The 20456-nt window shown below is 44.4% G+C and carries 29 protein-coding genes and 1 tRNA gene; 29 read left to right on the top strand and 1 reads right to left on the bottom strand.

The features are described from left to right. Positions 1–195: 195 nt before the first annotated feature. The 12 genes from C4K46_RS02810 to C4K46_RS02865 all read left to right on the top strand — a co-directional run bounded on the left by C4K46_RS02810 (position 196) and on the right by C4K46_RS02865 (position 7780). A complete protein-coding gene (locus C4K46_RS02810; RefSeq protein ID WP_209627197.1) occupies positions 196–555 on the top strand; it encodes a hypothetical protein in 360 nt (119 codons plus the stop codon). 176 nt (positions 556–731) lie between these two features. After that, positions 732–1718 (top strand): dihydroxyacetone kinase subunit DhaK, encoded by a 987-nt coding sequence (dhaK, locus tag C4K46_RS02815; protein ID WP_209627199.1) that lies wholly within the window; start codon positions 732–734, stop codon positions 1716–1718. Between the two features lie 9 nt (positions 1719–1727). After that, a complete protein-coding gene (gene dhaL / locus C4K46_RS02820) occupies positions 1728–2306 on the top strand; it encodes a dihydroxyacetone kinase subunit DhaL (protein ID WP_209627201.1) in 579 nt (192 codons plus the stop codon). Between the two features lie 4 nt (positions 2307–2310). Next, positions 2311–2682: a dihydroxyacetone kinase phosphoryl donor subunit DhaM gene (gene dhaM / locus C4K46_RS02825; RefSeq protein WP_209627202.1), complete on the top strand. Its 372-nt coding sequence runs from the start codon at positions 2311–2313 to the stop codon at positions 2680–2682. A 113-nt stretch (positions 2683–2795) separates the two neighbouring features. After that, complete coding sequence (gene yghU, locus C4K46_RS02830) at positions 2796–3587, top strand: glutathione-dependent disulfide-bond oxidoreductase (RefSeq protein WP_209627204.1); 792 nt, start codon at positions 2796–2798, stop codon at positions 3585–3587. 127 nt (positions 3588–3714) lie between these two features. After that, positions 3715–4440, top strand: a complete 726-nt coding sequence (gene pyrH, locus C4K46_RS02835; protein ID WP_209627206.1) for a UMP kinase — start codon at positions 3715–3717, stop codon at positions 4438–4440. 31 nt (positions 4441–4471) lie between these two features. Next, entirely contained in the window at positions 4472–5029 is a 558-nt protein-coding gene (gene frr, locus C4K46_RS02840) for a ribosome recycling factor (RefSeq protein ID WP_209627208.1), read from the top strand. 69 nt (positions 5030–5098) lie between these two features. Continuing rightward, positions 5099–5239: a hypothetical protein gene (locus C4K46_RS02845; RefSeq protein WP_209627210.1), complete on the top strand. Its 141-nt coding sequence runs from the start codon at positions 5099–5101 to the stop codon at positions 5237–5239. Between the two features lie 2 nt (positions 5240–5241). Beyond that, positions 5242–6096, top strand: a complete 855-nt coding sequence (gene cvfB / locus C4K46_RS02850) for an RNA-binding virulence regulatory protein CvfB (RefSeq protein ID WP_209627212.1) — start codon at positions 5242–5244, stop codon at positions 6094–6096. Next, positions 6093–6308, top strand: a complete 216-nt coding sequence (locus tag C4K46_RS02855) for a YozE family protein (protein ID WP_209627214.1) — start codon at positions 6093–6095, stop codon at positions 6306–6308. The genes cvfB and C4K46_RS02855 overlap by 4 nt, the downstream gene beginning before the upstream one ends. Next, positions 6295–6747 (top strand): hypothetical protein, encoded by a 453-nt coding sequence (locus C4K46_RS02860; protein ID WP_209627217.1) that lies wholly within the window; start codon positions 6295–6297, stop codon positions 6745–6747. Before C4K46_RS02855 ends, C4K46_RS02860 begins: the two co-directional genes overlap by 14 nt. Before the next feature lie 55 nt (positions 6748–6802). Further along, positions 6803–7780 carry a PhoH family protein gene (locus tag C4K46_RS02865; RefSeq protein WP_209627219.1) on the top strand — a complete coding sequence of 326 codons (978 nt, stop codon included), beginning with the start codon at positions 6803–6805 and terminating at the stop codon, positions 7778–7780. A gap of 142 nt (positions 7781–7922) precedes the next feature. Here the strand turns inward: C4K46_RS02865 and ald are convergent, their stop codons facing one another. Further along, positions 7923–9035, bottom strand: coding sequence for an alanine dehydrogenase (gene ald / locus C4K46_RS02870; protein ID WP_209627221.1), 1113 nt, complete (start codon positions 9033–9035; stop codon positions 7923–7925). A 126-nt stretch (positions 9036–9161) separates the two neighbouring features. Between ald and C4K46_RS02875 the strand changes: the two genes are divergently transcribed. The 17 genes from C4K46_RS02875 (at position 9162) to smpB (ending at position 20273) form a co-directional block, all read left to right on the top strand. Next, on the top strand, positions 9162–9740 hold the full coding sequence (locus C4K46_RS02875; RefSeq protein ID WP_209627223.1) for a GNAT family N-acetyltransferase: 579 nt from the start codon (positions 9162–9164) through the stop codon (positions 9738–9740). Beyond that, on the top strand, positions 9737–10315 hold the full coding sequence (locus tag C4K46_RS02880; protein WP_209627225.1) for a GNAT family N-acetyltransferase: 579 nt from the start codon (positions 9737–9739) through the stop codon (positions 10313–10315). The genes C4K46_RS02875 and C4K46_RS02880 overlap by 4 nt, the downstream gene beginning before the upstream one ends. A gap of 70 nt (positions 10316–10385) precedes the next feature. After that, positions 10386–10458: transfer RNA gene (locus C4K46_RS02885), tRNA-Thr, on the top strand. A 178-nt stretch (positions 10459–10636) separates the two neighbouring features. After that, positions 10637–10852: a type II toxin-antitoxin system RelB family antitoxin gene (gene relB / locus C4K46_RS02890; RefSeq protein ID WP_209627227.1), complete on the top strand. Its 216-nt coding sequence runs from the start codon at positions 10637–10639 to the stop codon at positions 10850–10852. Next, positions 10842–11096: a type II toxin-antitoxin system RelE family toxin gene (locus C4K46_RS02895; RefSeq protein WP_209627229.1), complete on the top strand. Its 255-nt coding sequence runs from the start codon at positions 10842–10844 to the stop codon at positions 11094–11096. Before relB ends, C4K46_RS02895 begins: the two co-directional genes overlap by 11 nt. 142 nt (positions 11097–11238) lie before the next feature. Next, positions 11239–11736 carry an rRNA maturation RNase YbeY gene (ybeY, locus tag C4K46_RS02900; RefSeq protein ID WP_209627238.1) on the top strand — a complete coding sequence of 166 codons (498 nt, stop codon included), beginning with the start codon at positions 11239–11241 and terminating at the stop codon, positions 11734–11736. Further along, on the top strand, positions 11717–12121 hold the full coding sequence (locus tag C4K46_RS02905) for a diacylglycerol kinase family protein (RefSeq protein WP_209627240.1): 405 nt from the start codon (positions 11717–11719) through the stop codon (positions 12119–12121). Before ybeY ends, C4K46_RS02905 begins: the two co-directional genes overlap by 20 nt. A 14-nt stretch (positions 12122–12135) precedes the next feature. Continuing rightward, positions 12136–13035, top strand: a complete 900-nt coding sequence (gene era / locus C4K46_RS02910) for a GTPase Era (protein WP_209627242.1) — start codon at positions 12136–12138, stop codon at positions 13033–13035. A gap of 40 nt (positions 13036–13075) precedes the next feature. Further along, on the top strand, positions 13076–13855 hold the full coding sequence (locus C4K46_RS02915; RefSeq protein WP_209627244.1) for an alpha/beta fold hydrolase: 780 nt from the start codon (positions 13076–13078) through the stop codon (positions 13853–13855). 27 nt (positions 13856–13882) lie between these two features. Then, positions 13883–14359 carry an NUDIX hydrolase gene (locus tag C4K46_RS02920; RefSeq protein ID WP_209627246.1) on the top strand — a complete coding sequence of 159 codons (477 nt, stop codon included), beginning with the start codon at positions 13883–13885 and terminating at the stop codon, positions 14357–14359. Between the two features lie 22 nt (positions 14360–14381). Next, positions 14382–15203, top strand: coding sequence for a DNA-formamidopyrimidine glycosylase (gene mutM / locus C4K46_RS02925; protein ID WP_209627248.1), 822 nt, complete (start codon positions 14382–14384; stop codon positions 15201–15203). After that, the gene (coaE, locus tag C4K46_RS02930; protein WP_209627250.1) at positions 15204–15797 is read left to right on the top strand and encodes a dephospho-CoA kinase; all 594 of its coding nucleotides are present in this window, start codon (positions 15204–15206) and stop codon (positions 15795–15797) included. Positions 15798–15894: 97 nt separating this feature from the next. Then, positions 15895–17031, top strand: a complete 1137-nt coding sequence (locus tag C4K46_RS02935; protein ID WP_245335120.1) for a multidrug efflux MFS transporter — start codon at positions 15895–15897, stop codon at positions 17029–17031. Beyond that, a complete protein-coding gene (rpmG, locus tag C4K46_RS02940; RefSeq protein WP_209627252.1) occupies positions 17003–17152 on the top strand; it encodes a 50S ribosomal protein L33 in 150 nt (49 codons plus the stop codon). The genes C4K46_RS02935 and rpmG overlap by 29 nt, the downstream gene beginning before the upstream one ends. A gap of 40 nt (positions 17153–17192) precedes the next feature. After that, positions 17193–17426 (top strand): preprotein translocase subunit SecG, encoded by a 234-nt coding sequence (gene secG / locus C4K46_RS02945; protein WP_209627254.1) that lies wholly within the window; start codon positions 17193–17195, stop codon positions 17424–17426. An 89-nt stretch (positions 17427–17515) separates the two neighbouring features. Beyond that, positions 17516–19843 carry a ribonuclease R gene (gene rnr, locus C4K46_RS02950; protein WP_209627256.1) on the top strand — a complete coding sequence of 776 codons (2328 nt, stop codon included), beginning with the start codon at positions 17516–17518 and terminating at the stop codon, positions 19841–19843. Beyond that, positions 19806–20273: an SsrA-binding protein SmpB gene (gene smpB / locus C4K46_RS02955; protein WP_209627258.1), complete on the top strand. Its 468-nt coding sequence runs from the start codon at positions 19806–19808 to the stop codon at positions 20271–20273. The genes rnr and smpB overlap by 38 nt, the downstream gene beginning before the upstream one ends. The last annotated feature ends 183 nt before the right edge of the window (positions 20274–20456 follow it).

The following is a 20456-nucleotide window of genomic DNA, read 5'->3' on the forward strand; positions in this document are numbered from 1 at the left end:
GTTTTTTCTGTTCATCTGCTTTATTTTATAGTATGATAAAGGAAAATTAGGCGGAGGATATTTTTAATGACTGAGCGACTTTGTTATTTTGTAGGGACGGCTTTTGGTCAAGAAGACCAAAGTGAAAGGTTTTTGAGCCAAAACTGCTGGGAACTTGGTTGGAAGGGTCAAGAAGAGAATAAGCAGTATATAAAGATGAAAAAACTCTATGATCAAATGAAGGTGGGCGATTATCTTGCTCTCAAGGCTACCTATACTAAAAGTAAAGATTTACCTTTTGCCAATCCTAAAGGGGAGAAGGTTTCAACGATGAAGATTAAGGCCTTGGGGAAGATTAGGGAGAAGATTGATGATGGGCATACTGTCCTTGTCGATTGGGATAGAAATTTTAAGGAAAAAGAATGGTATTTTTCGACCTACCAGCAGACCATTTGGCAGGTCAAAGATCAAAGTCCTGTTAAAAAAGCTCTGCTAGACTTTGTCTTGGACAACAAGAACCAGGACTATAATTGGTTTTTAGCCCAGGAGAAATGGTCCAAATACCGAGAGAAGTAAACCTATACTAAAAATTGTCTGAATCTAAGCTAGTCCTGTAGAGGGGCTAGTTTTCATATACAGTTTAGAAAAAATAAATGTTAGCGCTTTCGTTTTTGCTTCTTTCCTGATAAAATAGAGGTAAGAAATCTTTTGCTTAATTTTCAGAAAATTAGGCAGCTAGTAAAGGAGTCGCTATGAAAAAAATTATAAATGATGCAAGTGCTGTTGTGGACCAGATGTTGGATGGTTTGGCTTATATTCATGGAGATTTGGTGGAAAGGTTGGATGGTTTTGACTCGATTATCCGAAAAAGCCCCAAGACCGGAAGGGTAGCCCTGGTATCAGGTGGAGGTTCTGGTCACGAACCTGCCCATGCTGGTTTTGTGGGCGAGGGTATGCTATCGGCCGCTGTTTGTGGGGCGGTCTTTACCTCACCGACTCCAGATCAAATTTTAGAGGCTATTAAGGCAGCTGATGAAGGAGCCGGGGTCTTTCTGATTATTAAGAATTACTCGGGCGATATTATGAATTTTGAGATGGCTCAGGAATTAGCTGAAATGGAGGGAATTGAGGTTGCAAGTGTCGTGGTTGATGACGATATTGCTGTTGAGGATAGCCTCTATACTCAAGGACGGCGTGGAGTTGCTGGCACAATTTTTGTTCACAAAATTCTTGGTCATGCGGCTAGGGCAGGAAAATCTTTGGCTGAGATTAAGGCTCTAGCAGATGAGTTGGTCCCAGAGCTTTCCACTCTAGGACTGGCTCTATCAGGAGCAACCGTTCCGGAAGTTGGTAAACCTGGTTTTGTCTTGTCAGATGATGAAATTGAGTACGGCATTGGAATCCATGGGGAACCGGGCTATCGGCGCGAAAAGATGCAGACCTCCAAGGTCTTGGCTCAAGAATTGACTGAAAAACTACTGGCTTCTTTTGAGGCTAGGGAGGGGAAGTTTGCTCTCTTAATCAATGGTATGGGGGCAACTCCCCTGATGGAGCAATATATCTTTGCTAAGGATGTTGCAGGTTTTTTGGAACAGGCAGGTCTTCAGGTTGCCTATAAAAAATTAGGGAACTATATGACCTCGATTGATATGGCTGGTTTGTCCTTGACCTTGCTTAAGATTAAGGATGAGGCTTGGTTAACAGCCTTAAATAGTCCAGTTACAACGATTGCTTGGTAAGGAGGATTTATGGAACAAACTTTTGCTAAAAAATGGTTGCTTCTTTTTAATGAGGCTATTCAAAGAGAAAAAGATTATTTATCAGAGCTAGACACTCCTATCGGTGACGGGGATCATGGCGGGAATATGGCTCGGGGGATGGCTGCTGTCCAGGAGCTTTTAAATGAAAAGAACTTTGCAAGTACAGCCGAGATTTTTCAAGCAATTTCTATGCAGCTGATTAGTAAAGTCGGAGGTGCTTCAGGTCCTCTTTATGGCTCAGCCTTTATGGGGATGATGAAGGCAGAAAAAGAGGGCTTGACAGACCTGGAACTTTTCCAAGCAGGTTTGGAGATGATTGTCAAAAGGGGCAAGGCCCAGCCTGGTGAAAAAACCATGGTAGATGTCTGGACAGGGGTCTTGCCTGCCTTAGGGAAAGACCAACTAACAGAAGCCTTGATTGACTCCCTCCTTGAGCAAAGCAAGGATTTGAAGGCAACCAAGGGCCGGGCTTCTTATCTTGGGGAGCGTTCGATTGGTCATATTGATCCAGGTTCTTATTCTTCAGTCCTCTTGTTTAAGGCTTATCTAGAAGCCAAGGAGGGCTAGACTAATGGAAGTAGGTATTCTCATTGTGTCCCACTCTTCCCTCTTGGCTCAAGGTCTGTTTGAACTAATCAGAGAGGTTGCTCCCAAGGCTCCCATTCAGGCTGTGGGTGGTCTAAATCAGGGAGAAATTGGTACAAGTTTTGAGCGGATCCAGGAGGCTTTTGAGCAAATTGAAGGCCAGCAAGTCCTTGCCTTCTATGATTTGGGCTCGGCTCGAATGAATCTAGAAATGCTAGCGGATTTTTCTGATCGCCCCCTTCAAACGATGAATGTACCCTTGGTTGAGGGAAGCTATACTGCCGCCGCCCTAGTAGAGGCGGGGGCAAGCCTAGAGCAAATTATGGAGCAATTAAGGGAGTTGGAGATTAGGAAATAGATTTTGATATTTGCAGTAGGCACCCTTAATCCGGGTGCTTTTGCAGTTTGGAAAATTGACATTTTTGCTTTTTTAGCTTAGGCTAGAAGTAACAAAAGAGAAGGAGACAGACCATGTCAGAATATAAGAAACCCCTCATCTGGGAATGGGAAGAGCCGCATGATGGCCGGGCTGGTAATAAGCCAACAGCAGGTGCACGCTTTGAGCTAGCCTTGCCCAGAGGTAAGGCCCCTTTTCAGATTTATTCTTTGGGAACGCCTAATGGGATTAAGGTTTCAATCATGCTGGAGGAATTGCGCGACTTGGGAGTGACTGGGATAGATTACGATCAGTATAAGATTGATATTGTCAAGGGCCAGCAGTTTGCGTCAGGCTTTGTGGCTCTCAACCCTAATTCTAAGATTCCAGTTCTCTTAGATCAGTCGGGCTCTGAGGACATTTCTGTCTTTGAGTCGGCTAATATTCTGCTTTATCTAGCTGAAAAGTTTGGACACTTGCTGCCTCAAGATTTGAAGGGGAGGACAGAAGTGCTCAACTGGCTCTTTTGGCAGACAGGAGCAGCTCCTTTCTTGGGCGGTGGCTTTGGGCATTTCTTCCACTATGCTCCGAGCGAGCAAAAGTATCCAATCGATCGTTATAGTATGGAGGTAAAAAGGCAGCTAGATTTGCTGGATCAGGTCTTGGCTAGCCGGCCTTATATAGCTGGTTCAGACTATAGTATTGCAGATATTGCTATCTGGTCCTGGTATGGACGCCTGAGTCAAGATAAGATTTATCCAGGGGCAGCAAAATTTTTACAGACAGACTCTTATCCACATTTTAAGGCCTGGGTAGAGAAGATTGCCCAACGTCCCGGAGTCAAGAGGGGACTCGCAGCTCCTTATCAGGATTTGGGAGAAAGTTAGAGAATTACTCCTTTAAAAGAGAGGGGGACAGCTATTGGCAAAAAAATAGTTTGATTCCTCTCTCTTTTTACTATTTTTGTCAGTGATTTTGTGGTAAAATAATAAGGATAAAACAAGGAGTAAGAAAATGGTAGAACCCAAATATAAACGTGTTTTAATTAAGTTGTCTGGTGAAGCCCTGGCTGGTGAACGTGGTGTCGGTATTGATATTGCGACAGTTCAGTCAATCGCTGAGGAAATCAAGGAAGTTCATGCGACTGGTGTGGAGATTGCCCTCGTTATCGGTGGTGGCAACCTCTGGCGGGGTGAGCCAGCTGCGGCAGCAGGTATGGATCGTGTGCAGGCAGACTATACCGGAATGCTGGGAACGGCAATGAATGCCCTGGTTATGGCAGATGCCCTCCTTCAAATTGGGGTGGATACTCGGGTCCAAACAGCTATTGCCATGCACCAGGTAGCAGAACCCTATGTTCGAGGACGGGCCCTTCGTCACCTGGAAAAGGATCGGATTGTTATCTTTGCTGCAGGGACTGGATCTCCTTACTTCTCAACAGATACAACAGCAGCTCTTCGGGCCGCAGAAATCAATGCAGAAGCTATTTTGATGGCTAAAAATGGGGTTGATGGAGTCTATAATGCCGATCCTAAGAAGGATCCAAATGCCATTAAATTCTCTGAGTTGACCCATGTGGAAGTGATTCATAAGGGCTTGAAGATTATGGATTCGACGGCTGCTAGTCTGTCTATGGACAATGACATTGACTTGGTTGTCTTTAACATGAACGAGCATGGAAATATCAAGAAGGTCATTCTGGGAGAAGCTATCGGTACGACTGTCTCCAACAAGGCCTAAAAAACGTTAAGAAAGAAGGAAGAAAATAATCATGGCAAATGCAATTGTAGAAAAAGCAAAAGAAAGAATGTCTCACTCGCACCAAAGTTTGGCGCGTGAATTTGGTGCTATTCGGGCAGGACGGGCTAATGCCAGCCTCCTTGACCGCATTCATGTCGAATACTATGGAGTGGAAACTCCGCTCAACCAAATCGCTTCTATTACTATTCCAGAAGCGCGGGTGCTCCTTGTAACTCCCTTTGACAAGTCATCAATCAAGGACATTGAGCGGGCCATTAACGCTTCTGATCTTGGTATTACTCCAGCTTCTGACGGTTCTGTTATCCGTCTGGTTATCCCTGCCTTGACCGAGGAAACTCGTAAAGACTTGGCCAAGGAAGTGAAAAAAGTTGGTGAAAGTGCTAAGGTAGCTATCCGCAATATTCGTCGCGATGCTATGGATGAAGCCAAGAAGCAAGAAAAGGCCAAGGAAATCACCGAAGATGAGCTCAAGGGCTTGGAAAAAGATATTCAAAAGGTCACTGATGATGCTGTTAAACACATTGACCAAATGACAGCCCACAAGGAAAAGGAACTTTTGGAAGTCTAATTGATAAAGTCAATAAAAAAATCAACTCAGTTGGCCCAGCTAGCTGGGTTTCTTTAAAAGAGGTGGGAAATGAAAAAAGTCAATATTGCCTTTCTGGCCATTGGTATAGCCAATTTAATGATCGCCTTTATCGTAAAAAACTGGGTTTTTGCTTTTTCTGGCCTTGCCGTTGCTAGCCTGGCCTTTGTTGATTTAGATAGAGAGAAATAAATATGAACACACATTTAGCGACCTTTATCACAGGTCTTGTGACAGATGAGAACAAGGATTTTTACTTTGTTCAAAAGGATGGCCAGGTCTATGCCCTAGCCAAAAGCGAAGGGGAGCATAGGCTTGGGCAGGCTGTTAAGGGCTTTGCCTATAGTGATATGAAGCAAAGACTACGCTTGACCAGTCTAGAAGTGACTGCGACCAAGGAAGATTACGGCTGGGGAGTGGTGACCGAGGTACGCCGCGACTTGGGTGTCTTTGTGAATACCGGGCTTCCGGACAAGGAAATTGTTATTTCTCTAGATATTTTACCTGAAATCAAGGACTTATGGCCTAAGAAGGGGGATCGACTCTATCTGCGCTATGAGGTGGACAAGAAGGACCGGATTTGGGGGATTTTGGCCGACCAGCAAGATTTTCAAAAATTAGCCAAACCAGCCTATAATAATATGCAAAACCAAAACTGGCCAGCTATTGTCTACCGTCTTAAAATGTCTGGGACCTTTGTCTATTTGCCAGAAAATAATATGCTAGGCTTTATCCACCCCAATGAGCGCTATGCCGAGCCACGCCTGGGACAGGTCTTAGATGCCCGGGTCATTGGTTTTCGGGAGGTGGACCGGACCCTGAACTTGTCTATCAAGCCTCGCTCCTTTGAAATGTTGGAAAATGATGCCCAGATGATTCTGACCTATCTAGAGTCTAATGGAGGATTTATGACCCTGAATGACAAGTCTAGCCCTGAAGACATCAAGGCCACTTTTGGTATTTCCAAGGGACAATTTAAAAAGGCCCTGGGTGGCTTGATGAAGGCTGGAAAAATCAAGCAAGATGCGACTGGGACGGAGCTAGTATGAGAAAATCATTTTATAGTTGGCTTATGACCGAGCGTAATCCCAAGTCAAATGAGCCCAAGGCTCTTTTGGCTGATTTGGTCTTTCATGAATCAAACTTCCCCAAACATACAGATTCTTTTGACGAGGTCAGTCGTTTTTTGGAAGAGCAGGCCAGCTTTTCCTTTAACCTAGGTCAGTTTGACCAGATTTGGGAGGAATATGAAGAGCACTAGAAAGAACTTAAGTTCAATTCTCAATCAGCCTATACTTTATACTGTTTTGCTAATGAGTTTTGAGTTACCTTATCTTGTCTATCTTCGAGTGCACAGCCGTTCTGTTTCGCAAATGGGAACTCATTGGCTTGAGCATGTATTCAAATTTTTCTTTGATTTGATTGAAGGCGCATATTTTGGATTCTTATACCTCTTAGCATTTGCCTTGGTCATAGTTATATGGGTAATCTATTTTTCTCAAAAAAAGAAAATCAATAAAATAGCTAATTTAAGGAGCTATTGGATTGTCTTTCTGAGTGTGCTGGTTATCTGTCTGATTATCAATGGTTGGTTTAGAGAGTTAATCAATTATGGTATTATCTTATCTCTACTTTCAATACCCGTTCTTATTCCTATTGTTTTGTGGAAATTTTTTAAGTCAAATTCTGAAGATGATTAGAAAAAATGTACCAGCTTTGTTATAATAGAAAAAAGTAATAATCAAGGAGAATGCTTTGCAAGAACATTCAATCGATATTCAATTACAACATCCAGATGATTCTTTTCATCTCTTTGGCTCCAATGAGCGTTATCTGCGCTTGATGGAGGAAGAGTTGGGAGTGGTTATCCATGCTCGGACAGAGCTTGTTCAGATTTTAGGAGGGGAGGAAAATTGCCGCCAGGCCCAAGAGGTCATACAGGCCCTTTTGGTCCTTGTAAATCGTGGTATGACCCTGGGGACTCCTGATATTGTGACGGCCATTTCTATGGTCAAAAATGGAGAACTGGATAAGTTTGTGGCCCTCTATGAGGAAGAAATCATCAAGGATAGCTATGGCAAGCCCATTCGGGTCAAGACCTTGGGACAGAAGCTCTATGTTGATAGTGTCCAGCATCATGATATTGTCTTTGGGATTGGTCCAGCAGGGACTGGTAAGACCTTTCTGGCTGTGACCCTTGCGGTAACGGCGCTCAAGCGGGGACAAGTCAAGCGAATTATCTTGACCCGTCCTGCGGTTGAGGCTGGTGAAAGTCTGGGTTTTTTACCAGGTGACCTCAAGGAAAAAGTGGATCCTTACCTGCGGCCGGTTTATGATGCCCTTTATCGAATCCTAGGTAAAGAGCAGACCAGTCGGATGATGGAGCGAGAAATTATCGAGATTGCCCCCTTGGCCTATATGCGGGGGCGGACCCTGGATGATGCCTTCGTTATCCTAGATGAGGCCCAGAATACAACCATCATGCAAATGAAGATGTTTCTTACTCGGCTGGGCTTTAACTCCAAGATGATTGTCAATGGGGACATCAGTCAGATTGACTTACCACGCCAGGTCAAGTCTGGTTTGATTGATGCGACAGAGAAGTTGAGAGCTATTCGTCAGATTGACTTTGTGCATTTTTCAGCCAAAGATGTGGTCCGCCACCCTGTTGTCGCTGAAATTATCCGCGCCTATGAGCCTAAAGAAGGGATCAACCAAATAAAGGAAGATTAAATAAAGTTTGAAAGATAAATGCTTTCAGCTTAGAAAAATAGAGAGTCACCTAAGAAGGGACTCTCTGTTTTTCTTTCTTATAAGTGGCTAGAGTTAGCCTTATTAGACTAGGGAGGGCTCTCTTCCAAATCCACTTTGGATATTAGAACAATTGGTCAAGACTGGTATAGGTTCTTTCCAATCCAAGGGCGACAGGCTCGCTGGTAATCTGACCCTGGTAGGTGGTTACGCCTAAGAAGAGACCTGGATCTGCAAGTACAGCTTCCTTAAAGCCTTTATTAGCTAGGGCGACAATGTAAGGCAGGGTGACATTGGTTAGAGCGATGGTTGAAGTGCGAGCAACGGCCCCAGGGATATTGGCAACGGCATAGTGGAGAACTCCGTGTTTTTCGTAGACGGGTTGGTCATGAGTGGTAACACGGTCAGCCGTTTCGATAACTCCACCCTGGTCAACAGCTACATCGACAATGACAGAGCCAGGTCGCATTTCCTTAATCATGTCTTCGGTCACTAGTTTTGGTGCCTTGGCTCCTGGAATCAGAACGGCTCCGATAACCACATCGGCGTCCTTGACGTTTTCAGCAATGTTGAAAGGATTGGACATGAGGGTTTGAATTTGATGGCCAAAGACGTCCTCAAGGACAGACAAGCGCTTGGCATTGATGTCTAGAATGGTCACTTGAGCACCGAGTCCAAGGGCAATTCGTGCCGCATGGGTGCCGACGACACCACCCCCGATAATGGTTACTTTTCCTTTTGGTACTCCTGGCACACCCCCTAAGAGCACACCAGAGCCACCCTCTTGCTTGGTTAAGAAGTGAGCCCCGATTTGGACAGCCATACGTCCAGCTACCTCACTCATAGGCACCAGAAGTGGGAGTTGACCGTCACTATCGGTCACCGTTTCATAGGCAATTCCTGTGGTCTTACTTGCTGTCATGGCATCGGCCAGTTCAGGAGCTGCCGCCATGTGAAGGTAGGTAAAGAGGGTCAGGTCAGGACGGAGAAAACCATACTCACTTGCCAGAGGTTCCTTAACCTTGACCACTAACTCACTGGCCCAAACCTCGGCTGCTGTAGCCAGGATTTTTGCCCCTTCCTTTTCATAGGCCTGGTCGGAAAATCCTGAACCCAGCCCTGCGCCGGTCTCAATGACGACCTGGTGACCCTGGGCGACCAAGGTTTGGACACCTGCGGGAGTCAGAGCGACCCTATTTTCGTTATTCTTGATTTCTTTAGGAATACCAATTAGCATAGAAAAACCTCTTTTCTTTTGATGTTTTCATTTTATAGGAAAACGCTTTAAAAATCAAGAAAAAATTGACCGGCCTTGTCTTGGAGGCTGATTCATGTTATTCTATTATGAAAAAAGGAGGCGCCTATGGAAAATATCTATCTTAAATTAGCCCAACACCGCACCTTAGAAACTGACCGCTTGCTGCTACGTCCTGTGACTTTGGATGATGCGGAGGAGATGTTTGAGTATGCATCAGATTTAGAAACTATTCGTTATGTGACTTTTTCGCCCCATCAGTCAGTAGAAGATAGCAGAAATCAAATTGCTCAGTTTTTCTTAAATTATCCTCTGGGTTCCTATGGTATTGAAGTGAAAAGCAATGGAAAATTTATCGGAACATTCGGATTTGTGGAATTAAAGCAGGATGTTGGAAAAGCAGAAGTGGGTTACTGTCTTAACAAAGACTATTGGAACCAAGGCTATGCGACAGAAATGCTAAAAGCAATGGTTAAGCTAACTTTTGATAAATTGGATTTGAATTGTCTGGTAGCTCGTCATGATATTGAAAATCCAGCTTCCGGTAGAGTATTGGAAAAGGCAGGTTTTACCTTTTCACACAAAGAGCCTTATGCAATGCTTAATAAAAATCAGGAAAATCGTATCATGACTTTGAAACATTATTTACTGACTAAGGAAGACTATTTTAAAAAAGGAGACAAATGAAAAATATTTATCAATTATTAGCAGAGCATATGATTATAGAAACTGACCGCTTGCTGCTGCGTCCTGTGACTTTGGATGATGCGGAGGAGATGTTTGACTATGCTAGCGATGAGGAGAATACGCGTTTTGTTTTTGCGCGGCATAGCAGTGTGGAAGATAGCAAAAATCAGATTGCTCGGTATTTTTTGAGCCGGCCTCTAGGCAACTACGGCATTGAAATCAAAGAAAGTCACACCTTTATCGGCAGTATTGATTTACATAAGCTAGACGAGCAGTTGAAAACAGCTGCCATTGGCTACGGCCTTAACAAAGAATATTGGAAGCAAGGTTATGCGACAGAAGCCTTGGAAGCCTTGCTCGCTTGCGCCTTTGAGCAAGTAGGCATGAACAAGCTAATCGCTTGTTACGATGAAGCAAATCCTGCTTCGGGTCGGGTCATGGCAAAGGCGGGTATGACCTTTTCTCACCAAGAACCCTATGCCACTATCGATAAAAAAGAACCCGGCCGACTAGTGACAAGAAGATGGTACAGTCTGACCAGGGAAGAATATCTTAGTAGAAATTCCAAAGATTGAAAAATTTTTGAAAAAGAATCTGTAAAGGTATTGACAAGTATCTATCAAGATGATAGACTAGATAGGTACTGCTGATTTAGCTCAGTTGGCAGAGCGCATCCATGGTAAGGATGAGGTCGCCGGTTCGATCCCGGCAATTAGCATAGAACAGATAAAGAAAAGCCTGTAAATAAGGCTTTTTTCATTATTCGGCCCGAACTTCGCCCGAAATATTTAGTAAGCATGTTTAGCTTGCATAATTTTTCTAAGTGTAATACAATAGTATTACTAAAAATAATACAAATATACATATAAAATATAATATAATAAAGGAGGCGTGTCATGGCTACAATTACTTTGAAAGTTTCGGAACAAGATAAAGTTTTCATGCAAGCAATGGCAAAGTTAGAAAATGTGAGCCTTTCTGAGCTAATTCGTCATAAAACACTCAAAGCATTAGAAGATGAGTACGATGCAAGAGTTGCAGATGAATCTTTGGCAGAGTATGAAGAATACCTGGCAAATGGTGGGGAGGTTTTGAGCTGGGATGACTTATAAAATCATACCTACGCCCAAATTTGCCAAGCAATTTAGAAAAATGGCTGCTTTTACTAAGAAGAGGATTAAAGCTTATCTTAACTCTATAGTCGACAATCCTAGAGCCAAGGGAAAAGGCTTGATTGCCAATCGTTCGGGTCAGTGGCGCTATCGTGTTGGAGACTATCGGGTTATTGTCAATATTCAAGATGAGGAACTGATTATCTTGGCGCTAGAAGTGGGACATCGGCGAGATATTTATTAGATGCAAGTAGATGCAAGAGTTGAGCGTTTTACTTTTTTTAGAGAACTTACTAGATAAAGCCTAACGAGGCTTTTTCTTTTTCTCAGCTCAAGGTTTGTGATTTATGGTATAATGAGAGTAAGTAAACAGATGAGGGTGAGATATGTATATTGAGATGGTGGATGAGACGGGTCAAGTCTCTGAAAAAATGCAGCAGCAAATCATGGATTTGGTATCTTTTGCGGCTGAAAAAATTGGTCAGGAAAACAAGGAGATGGCCATTAGCTTTGTGGACAATCAACGTATCCATGAAGTTAATCTAGAATATCGAAATATGGACAAGCCGACAGATGTGGTCAGCTTAGAGTATAAGCCAGAGACAGACATCAGCTTTAGTCAGGAGGATTTGGAGGACAATCCAGAACTTGCGGCCATGCTAGAGGACTTTGATGCCTATATCGGCGAGCTCTACATTTCGGTGGATAAGGCGCGCGAGCAGGCGGCTGATTACGGTCACAGTTTTGAGCGGGAGATGGGCTTTTTGGCTGTGCATGGTTTTTTGCATATCAATGGCTATGATCACTATAGCCCTGAAGAAGAAGCAGAAATGTTTGGTTTACAGGAAGAGATTTTGACAGCTTATGGACTTACGAGAGAATAATAACGATAAGAGAAAGTGGAAAAACCGAACTCTGACAGCAAGTTTAGAATTTGCCTTGACAGGGATTTTTACAGCAATTAAAGAAGAGAGGAATCTGCGTAAACACGCAATATCAGCAGTTTTAGTCATTATTGCTGGCTTGGTTTTCCGGGTTTCTAAAGTAGAGTGGCTCTTTTTACTCTTGAGTGTTTTTCTGGTAGTGGCCTTTGAGGTCATGAATTCGGCGATTGAAAATGTGGTTGATTTGGCTAGTGACTATCACTTTTCCATGTTGGCCAAAAATGCCAAGGATATGGCGGCAGGGGCTGTGCTTATCGTGTCAGGCTTTGCCTTGTTGACAGGTTTGATTATTTTTATTCCTAAAATTTGGAATATTATTTTTTAAAAAAGAGGATAGATATGACTTTTAAATCAGGTTTTGTAGCAATTTTAGGTCGACCCAATGTTGGAAAATCGACCTTTTTAAATCATGTTATGGGGCAAAAGATTGCCATTATGAGCGATAAGGCCCAGACCACGCGCAATAAAATCATGGGGATTTATACGACCGAGCAGGAGCAGATTGTCTTTATTGACACGCCGGGCATTCACAAGCCCAAGACAGCGCTGGGTGATTTTATGGTCGAATCAGCCTACAGTACCCTGCGGGAGGTAGATACGGTTCTCTTTATGGTGCCAGCGGATGAAGCGCGAGGCAAGGGGGATGATATGATTATCGAGCGGCTAAAGCAGGCTAAGGTGCCGGTTATTTTGGTGGTCAATAAGATTGACAAGGTGCATCCTGACCAGCTTTTGGCGCAGATTGATGATTTTCGTCAGCAAATGGATTTTCAGGAAATCGTGCCAATTTCGGCTCTACAAGGCAACAATGTCTCTCGTTTGATTGATATTTTGAGCGACAATTTGGAAGAAGGCTTCCAATATTTCCCAGCCGACCAGATTACCGACCACCCCGAGCGTTTCTTGGTATCGGAGATGATTCGGGAGAAGGTCCTCCACTTAACCAGAGAGGAAATCCCGCATTCGGTGGCCGTGGTTATTGATAGCATGAAACGGGATGAAGAAACCGATAAAATTCATATTCGGGCGACCATTATGGTCGAGCGCGATAGTCAAAAAGGAATTGTCATCGGTAAAGGCGGTTCCATGCTCAAAAAAATTGGTTCGCTTGCGCGGCGCGATATTGAGCTCATGCTGGGCGACAAGATTTTCTTAGAAACCTGGGTCAAGGTCAAGAAAAACTGGCGCGACAAGAAGCTGGACTTGGCAGACTTTGGCTATAATAAGAAGGAATATTAAGGGATTTTACCATAGTCGCAGCTAAAGGAAGGTGGCAAGGATGACTGATTTGTTTATCAGAGAAAGTGGTCAACAACACGCGCAGACGATTGTCTTTTTACACGCTTCCGGCTCTAGTAGCAGGATGTGGCGACGCCACATGGCTGCGCTTGAGAAAGATTTTTATTGCCTAGCCATTGACCTGCCTGGTCACGGCAAGAGTCACGATGTGGATTGGACAAACTTTGATGATGTGACGGAAATGATTGCTGACATTATCAAGGATAAAACGCACGGTAAGCCACATCTTGTTGGTCTTTCGCTGGGCGGAGGTCTCGTTTTGACCCTGCTGGAAAAGCATGCCGATTTGTTTGACCGCGCGCTTGTGGACGGTATGTGTCATTATCCTATCAAAGGCTATCGAAAGATAATTGCGGGTGTCTACATCATGTCACTGTTTAAAAATACTGGCTTGCTTGCTCAGATATTGAGCAAGGGAATGGCAAAAGACGGCGTTCCTGAGGAGGACTATCAGAGTTTCGTTGCTGATTTACAAGATACTTCAGGTCGCTCCTTTCGTCGGGCGATGTCCCAAGCCAATCTCTTAAACTTAGATTTAACTTTTGATAATCCTATCTTTTTCGTTTCAGGCGGAAAGGAGTCACCTTCGATGCACGAGTCGCACAAGTTGCTGGCAAGCCAAAATACCTTTAGTGAGTGTGCTTATTATCCTGATAAAGGTCATGCTTGGTTGTTTAGTGATGTAGCAACACACATTGAGCTTATAAAATACTTTTTGCAAGGTGCTAGCTTTCCTCATGCCTTGAGGCGGTTTGACTGATTTATATTTTCTATGAAAGGAGCAAAGATGACCCAAGACTACATTTCCTATATTCGCTCCAAGGTTGGACATGATAAGATTATTCTGACCTTTGCTGGCGGCATTTTGACTGATGAAAAGGGGCGCGTGTTGCTCCAACTTCGCGGTGATAAGGAGACTTGGGCAATCCCGGGCGGTGCTATGGAATTGGGCGAATCCTCCCTTGACACCTGTCGGCGTGAGTTTTTTGAGGAGACGGGGATTGAGGTTGAGGTGAGCCATTTGCTCAATGTCTATACAAATTTTGAAGAAGTCTATCCCAACGGAGACAAGGTGCAGACGGTGGTTTTTCTCTATGAAGTTAAGGCGGTTTCTGAGATTGCTATCGAGAATTTTCATAATGAGGAGACCAAGGCTCTGCGCTTTTTCTCAGAGGAAGAAATTGATCAGCTAGCCAGTGTTTCTACCAAGCATGGCCTCATGCTTTCGGAATATTTTTCTGGTCACTTTGAGCTGGGACATTGATAAAAGATAGGAAAGAGAGAAGATGCCAGAATTACCAGAAGTGGAGACGGTCAGGCGTGGTTTGGAGCGCTTGGTTGTCGACAAAAAAATTGAAAGGGTGACTGTTTTTTATCCCAAGATGATTGTCAGCGGTGCCAAAGAGTTTCAAAAGGCTCTCCAGGGTCAGGAAATTCTAGCCATTGAGCGGCGGGGCAAGTATCTGATTTTCCAGCTGACAGATTGGAGCATGATTTCTCACCTACGCATGGAGGGCAAATACCTTTATTTTTCAGGAGAGCCGCTTCTTGACAAGCACAGCCATGTTCGTTTTGATTTTAGGGATAAAACCAGTCTGATTTATCAGGATGTGCGCAAGTTTGGGACTATGGAATTGCTGGAAAAATCAAGGGTCCAGGCTTATTTTAAGGCTAGAAAGCTGGGGCCTGAGCCGACCGAGCGAGATTTCCAGCTGGCGCCTTTTAAGGCTACTTTGAAAAAATCAAGAAAGGTCTTGAAACCATACTTGCTAGACCAGACCTTGGTTGCAGGCTTGGGGAATATCTATGTGGACGAAGTGCTCTGGCGGGCTAAGATTCACCCTAAAAGGTTGGCTGCCAGTCTATCTGAGTCAGAAATAAGGGCCTTGCATCGAGAAATTATTCAGGTCTTACAGCTAGGGATTGAAAAGGGTGGCTCAACCATTCGTACCTACCGTAATGCCCTGGGTGAGGATGGGACCATGCAGGAGGAACTCAAGGTCTATGCTAGGGCAGGTCAGCCTTGTCCACGTTGCGGTAGTGAGCTTGAAAAAATGAAGTTAGCTGGACGGGGGACCCACCTCTGTCCACATTGTCAGGTGAAATAGATGGGAAAAATAATCGGCTTAACAGGCGGTATCGCCTCGGGTAAATCTAGTGTCAGCCAATTTTTAAGAGAAGAGGGCTATCAGGTCATTGATGCTGACCAAGTCGTGCATGACTTGCAGGCACCACAAGGTGCTCTCTATCAGGTTCTGCTGGCTGAATTTGGACCTGAAATTTTGCAGGAAGACGGCCAGCTCAATCGACAGAAATTAGGCCAAATGCTCTTTGATAATCCTGACCTGATGAAGAAATCCAGTCAGTTGCAAAATGGCATTATCCGGGAGGAATTGGCCCGCCTGCGCGATCGGTTGAAAGAAAAAGAAACTCTCTTTTTTATGGATATTCCTCTTTTATTCGAGTTGGATTATGAGTCTTGGTTTGACCAGATTTGGCTGGTTGATGTAGAGGATAAGGTCCAGCTTGAGCGCCTAAAGGCTCGAGATGGGCTGTCGGACTCTCAGGCAAGGCAGCGTCTCAAGGCCCAACTACCCCTGGCTCAAAAGCGACAAAGGGCTCATGTTCTGCTAGACAACAACGGCTCCTTAAGGGCCTGTCTCAATCAGGTGGAGGGCCTCTTGGCAAAAGAAAGAAGATGATGGTATTAAAACGACAGTAAATTGGAAGCATAATCTATGGATAGCTTGGCTGGGAAATTTTTTGATTGGGGCCAGTCTTTCTCTAGTGGTGCCTTTTATGGCTCTTTATGTAGAGGAATTAGGCCTCAAAGGTTCGGCTGTGGACTGGTATGCCGGCTTGGCTGTGTCCAGTTCTTCCATGACAGCAGCCTTGATTTCCCCCCTCTGGGGCCAGTTGGCCGATCGTTATGGTCGCAAGCCCATGATGATTCGGGCAGCACTTGCTATGACTTTTACTATGGGGGGCCTAGCCTTTGTTCCTAATGTCTATCTTCTCCTTGTTTTACGGCTTTTAAATGGGATTTTCTCTGGCTATGTGCCTAATAGTACGGCCTTGATTGCCAGTCAGGCACCCAAGAAATATTCGGGCTATGCCCTGGGGACCTTGTCAACTGGAGTAGTGGCTGGGACCCTGCTCGGTCCTTTCCTAGGGGGAATGGTTGCCCAGACTCTGGGTATTCGCAATGTCTTTCTTCTGGTTGGTTTTTTGCTCTTTCTTTTGACCCTATTAACGATTTTTGGGATTCAAGAGAATTTTGAGCCCTTGACCAAGGGGCAAGAATTATCTAGTCGGCAGCTCTGGCAGGCCCTGCCCCATAAGTCCATGATTATCGGCCTTTTTGTAACTAGCATGGTCATTCAGATGGTCGGTCAGTCCATTTCACCGATTCTAACCCTTTATATTCGGGCTTTGGGTCAAAAAGACCATCTTATCTTGGTGTCGGGTCTAATTGTTTCTGCTATGGGCTTTTCTAGTATCCTTTCTTCTAGCTGGATGGGACGTCTGGGAGACCGGATAGGGAGCCATCGTCTGCTCTTAATCGCCCTCTTTTATAGTTTTTTAATCTATCTCTTGTGTGCTCGGGCGACCAGCCCTTGGGACTTGGGCTTTCTACGCTTTCTCTTTGGCCTAGGAACGGGGGCCCTGCTTCCAGGGGTAAGCTCTCTCTTGAATAAGCTGATTCCCAAGGAAGGGATTTCCCGAATCTTTAGTTATAATCAGACCTTCTTTTATATCGGAGGGGTTTTGGGACCCTTAATGGGCTCTAGTATTTCAGTTTCTTGGGGTTATTCCTGGGTCTTTTATGGAACGGCAGGCTTGGTCTTGCTTAATTTTATCATCTTGCTTATCAGCTTTAGAAAATATTTAGGAGTAAAGGAAATCAGTGCGGGTAAAAATCAATTTAACATGTAGCTCTTGTGGCAGTCAGAATTATTTAACTAGTAAAAATACAAAGACGCATCCATCCAAGATTGAGGTGCTCAAGTACTGTCCCAAGGAAAGAAAAGTAACCTTACATCTTGAATCTAAGTAGATTTTATGATAAAATGGATAAGATTTGAAGGAGTTTATATATGTACAGTCTATTAATAACCATTCTAATGATTTTGTCAGTGATTGTAGTCATCGCTATCTTTATGCAACCAACTAAAAACCAGTCCAGCAACGTTTTTGATAATAGTTCAGGAGATCTCTTTGAACGACCAAAGGCGCGTGGCTTTGAGGCAGTGATGCAACGTTTAACCGGAGTGCTGGTCTTTTTCTGGCTCCTGGTAGCCCTGGCCCTGGTATTGGTATCAAGTAAATAAGATAGGCTTGGACTTTGTCTTTGCCTATTTTTTTGAAGTCTTTAAGTCTAGTCGGGCTTAAAATACCCTGCCTAGCAGAAAAGGAAACTATGAAAACAGAAATATTACAGTATTTGAAAAAGAAGGAAGCCGTCAGTATGACGGACTTGGCCCAGGAATTAGGAAAAGAGTCGGCCAAGGATTTTCGAGATTTGGTCAAGACCATTTCTCAAATGGAAAGAAAGCATCAATTAAGTTTTAACGATCAGGGCCTGCTCTATCTCAAGCAGGTCAGAAAGGAACCAAGTCTAACGGGGATTTTCCATGCCCATAAAAATGGCTTTGGCTTTGTCAGCCTCAATGAGGAGGAAGAGGACCTTTTTATTGGTAAAAATGATGTCCATTATGCCATTGATGGTGATAAGGTCGAGGTGGTCATCACCAAGGTAGCCAATCGTTTGAAGGGAACTGCTGCCGAGGCCAAGGTGGTCGATGTCCTAGAGCATGCTCTGACTACGGCTGTCGGTCAATTGATAATCGATGAGGAAAAGCCCAAATATGTGGGGTATATCCGGTCCAAAAATCAAAAGATTAGCCAGCCTATTTATATCAGAAAGCCAGCCCTTGACCTGGACGGTACAGAAGTTGTTAAGGTTAAGATTGAAAAATATCCTAGCCGCAACCACCATTATTTTGTGGCTAGCCTCTTAGAGGTGGTAGGCCACTCTTATGACCCAGGAATCGATGTATTAGAGGTCTTGGAGTCAATGGATATTGTCTCAGAATTTCCTGAATCTGTCTTGGCTGAAGCCGAGGCCATCCCTGAAAGCTTGACTAAAAAGGACTATCAAGGACGCTTGGACTTGCGAGAGGAAATGACCTTTACCATTGATGGGGCAGACGCCAAGGACCTGGACGATGCAGTCCACATCAAGCGTCTGCCTAATGGGAATTTTGAGCTGGGAGTCCATATTGCGGATGTCTCCTACTATGTGAAGGAAGGGTCTGAATTAGACAGGGAAGCCCTCAATCGGGCGACTTCTGTCTATGTGACCGACCGAGTGGTGCCCATGCTTCCCGAGCGCCTATCTAATGGGATTTGTTCCCTCAATCCCCAGCTAGAACGCCTGACCCAATCGGCCATCATGGAAGTCGATGCCAAGGGACGGGTGGTTCATTATCAAATTACAGCCAGCCTGATTAAAACGGTCTTTCGGATGACCTATAGCGATGTCAATCAAATGATTGCCGGCCAGGCCGATAAGTTGGCCGAGTTTGCTCCTATTGCAACCAGTGTAGAGGAGATGGTCCGCCTGCATGAAATTTTGGAGCGGATGCGTTTGAGGCGGGGAGCCTTAAACTTTGATACCAGTGAAGCTAAAATCATGGTCAACAAAGAGGGAAAACCCTTGGACATTGTTCTGCGTCAGAGGGGAATTGCCGAGCGGATGATTGAATCCTTCATGCTCCTAGCCAATGAAACGGTGGCTGAGCATTTTGCCAAGTTAGATTTGCCCTTTATCTATCGGATTCACGAGGAGCCTAAGGCTGAAAAAGTACAGAAGTTTATTGATTATGCTTCGAGCTTTGGCTTGAGTATCTTTGGTACAGCTTCTAGTATCAAGCAAGAGGCCTTGCAGAATTTGATGAAGGCAGCCAAGGGCCAGCCTTATGAGGAAGTCTTAGCTATGATGTTGCTGCGCTCCATGCAGCAGGCTCGCTATTCCGAGAACAACCACGGCCACTATGGTCTGGCAGCGGAATTTTATACCCATTTTACCAGCCCCATTCGCCGTTACCCAGACCTCTTAGTGCACCGCATGGTCCGAGAGTACAATCAATCCAAGAAGGTAGCCGATCATTTTGAGCAAATCATTCCAGAAATTGCTAGCCAGTCCTCTAGTCGAGAACGTCGGGCTATTGAGGCGGAAAGAGAAGTAGAGGCCATGAAAAAGGCTGAGTATATGGAAGCCTTTGTCAATCAGGAATTTGAGGGAGTGGTCTCAAGCGTCGTCAAATTTGGTCTTTTTGTCGAATTGCCCAATACAGTAGAGGGCTTGATTCATATCAGCAATCTACCAGAATACTACCAATATCATGAACGGACCATGACCCTGGTAGGAGAAAAGTCAGGCCGTCAATTTCAGGTTGGCCAGCAAATCAAGGTCAAGCTCCTTCGGGCAGACAAGACAAGCGGTGAGATTGACTTTGCCTTTTTGCCTAGTGAGTTTGATGTCATTGAAAAAGGCCGGAAACAGACTAAAAGAAGAAAGCCTAGCCCTAAGGCAAATAATCGAAAGCCCCAGGTAGCAGGCGCGAAAAAAGACAAGTCAAGTAAGAGCAAGAAGCCTAAAAATAAGAAGGCATTTTACAAAGATATAGCTAAAAAAGGAGGAAAACATGGCCAAGGGAGAAGGAAAGGTCGTCGCACAAAATAAAAAAGCCAGGCATGACTATAGCATTGTCGATACCCTAGAGGCAGGCTTGGTTTTGACAGGAACGGAAATCAAGAGCGTCCGCGCAGCCAGAATCAATCTAAAGGACGGCTTTGCGCAGATCAAAAATGGCGAAGTTTGGCTGAGTAACGTTCACATTGCCCCTTATGAAGAGGGCAATATCTGGAACCAGGAGCCTGAACGCCGTCGCAAGCTCCTCCTGCATAAAAAGCAGATTCAAAAGTTGGAAGGCCAACTTAAAGGAACTGGGATGACCCTGGTACCCTTGAAGGTCTATCTCAAGGATGGTTTTGCCAAGCTCCTTTTAGGCCTAGCCAAGGGGAAACATGACTATGATAAGCGGGAGTCTATTAAACGGCGTGAACAAAACCGCGATATTGCCAGAACCATGAAGCAGTATAATACAAGATAAGGAAATTAAGGTTGGGACAGCAGTCGCCAACCTTTTTTACTGTCTCTTTTGAGGATAGTTGAGAGCTGTAGGAGCTCTTGCTTTTAGTGTAAGGGGAAATGGTAAGAAGCAGGAAAATATGATAAAATTTAGTTCTTAGCCTCTTGAATAAGGGGCTTTTTTTCGATATGATAGAGGCAAGAA

The sequence above is a fragment of the Streptococcus oricebi genome, assembly GCF_017883985.1.
In the GTDB taxonomy this organism is placed as follows: Bacteria; Bacillota; Bacilli; order Lactobacillales; family Streptococcaceae; genus Streptococcus; species Streptococcus oricebi.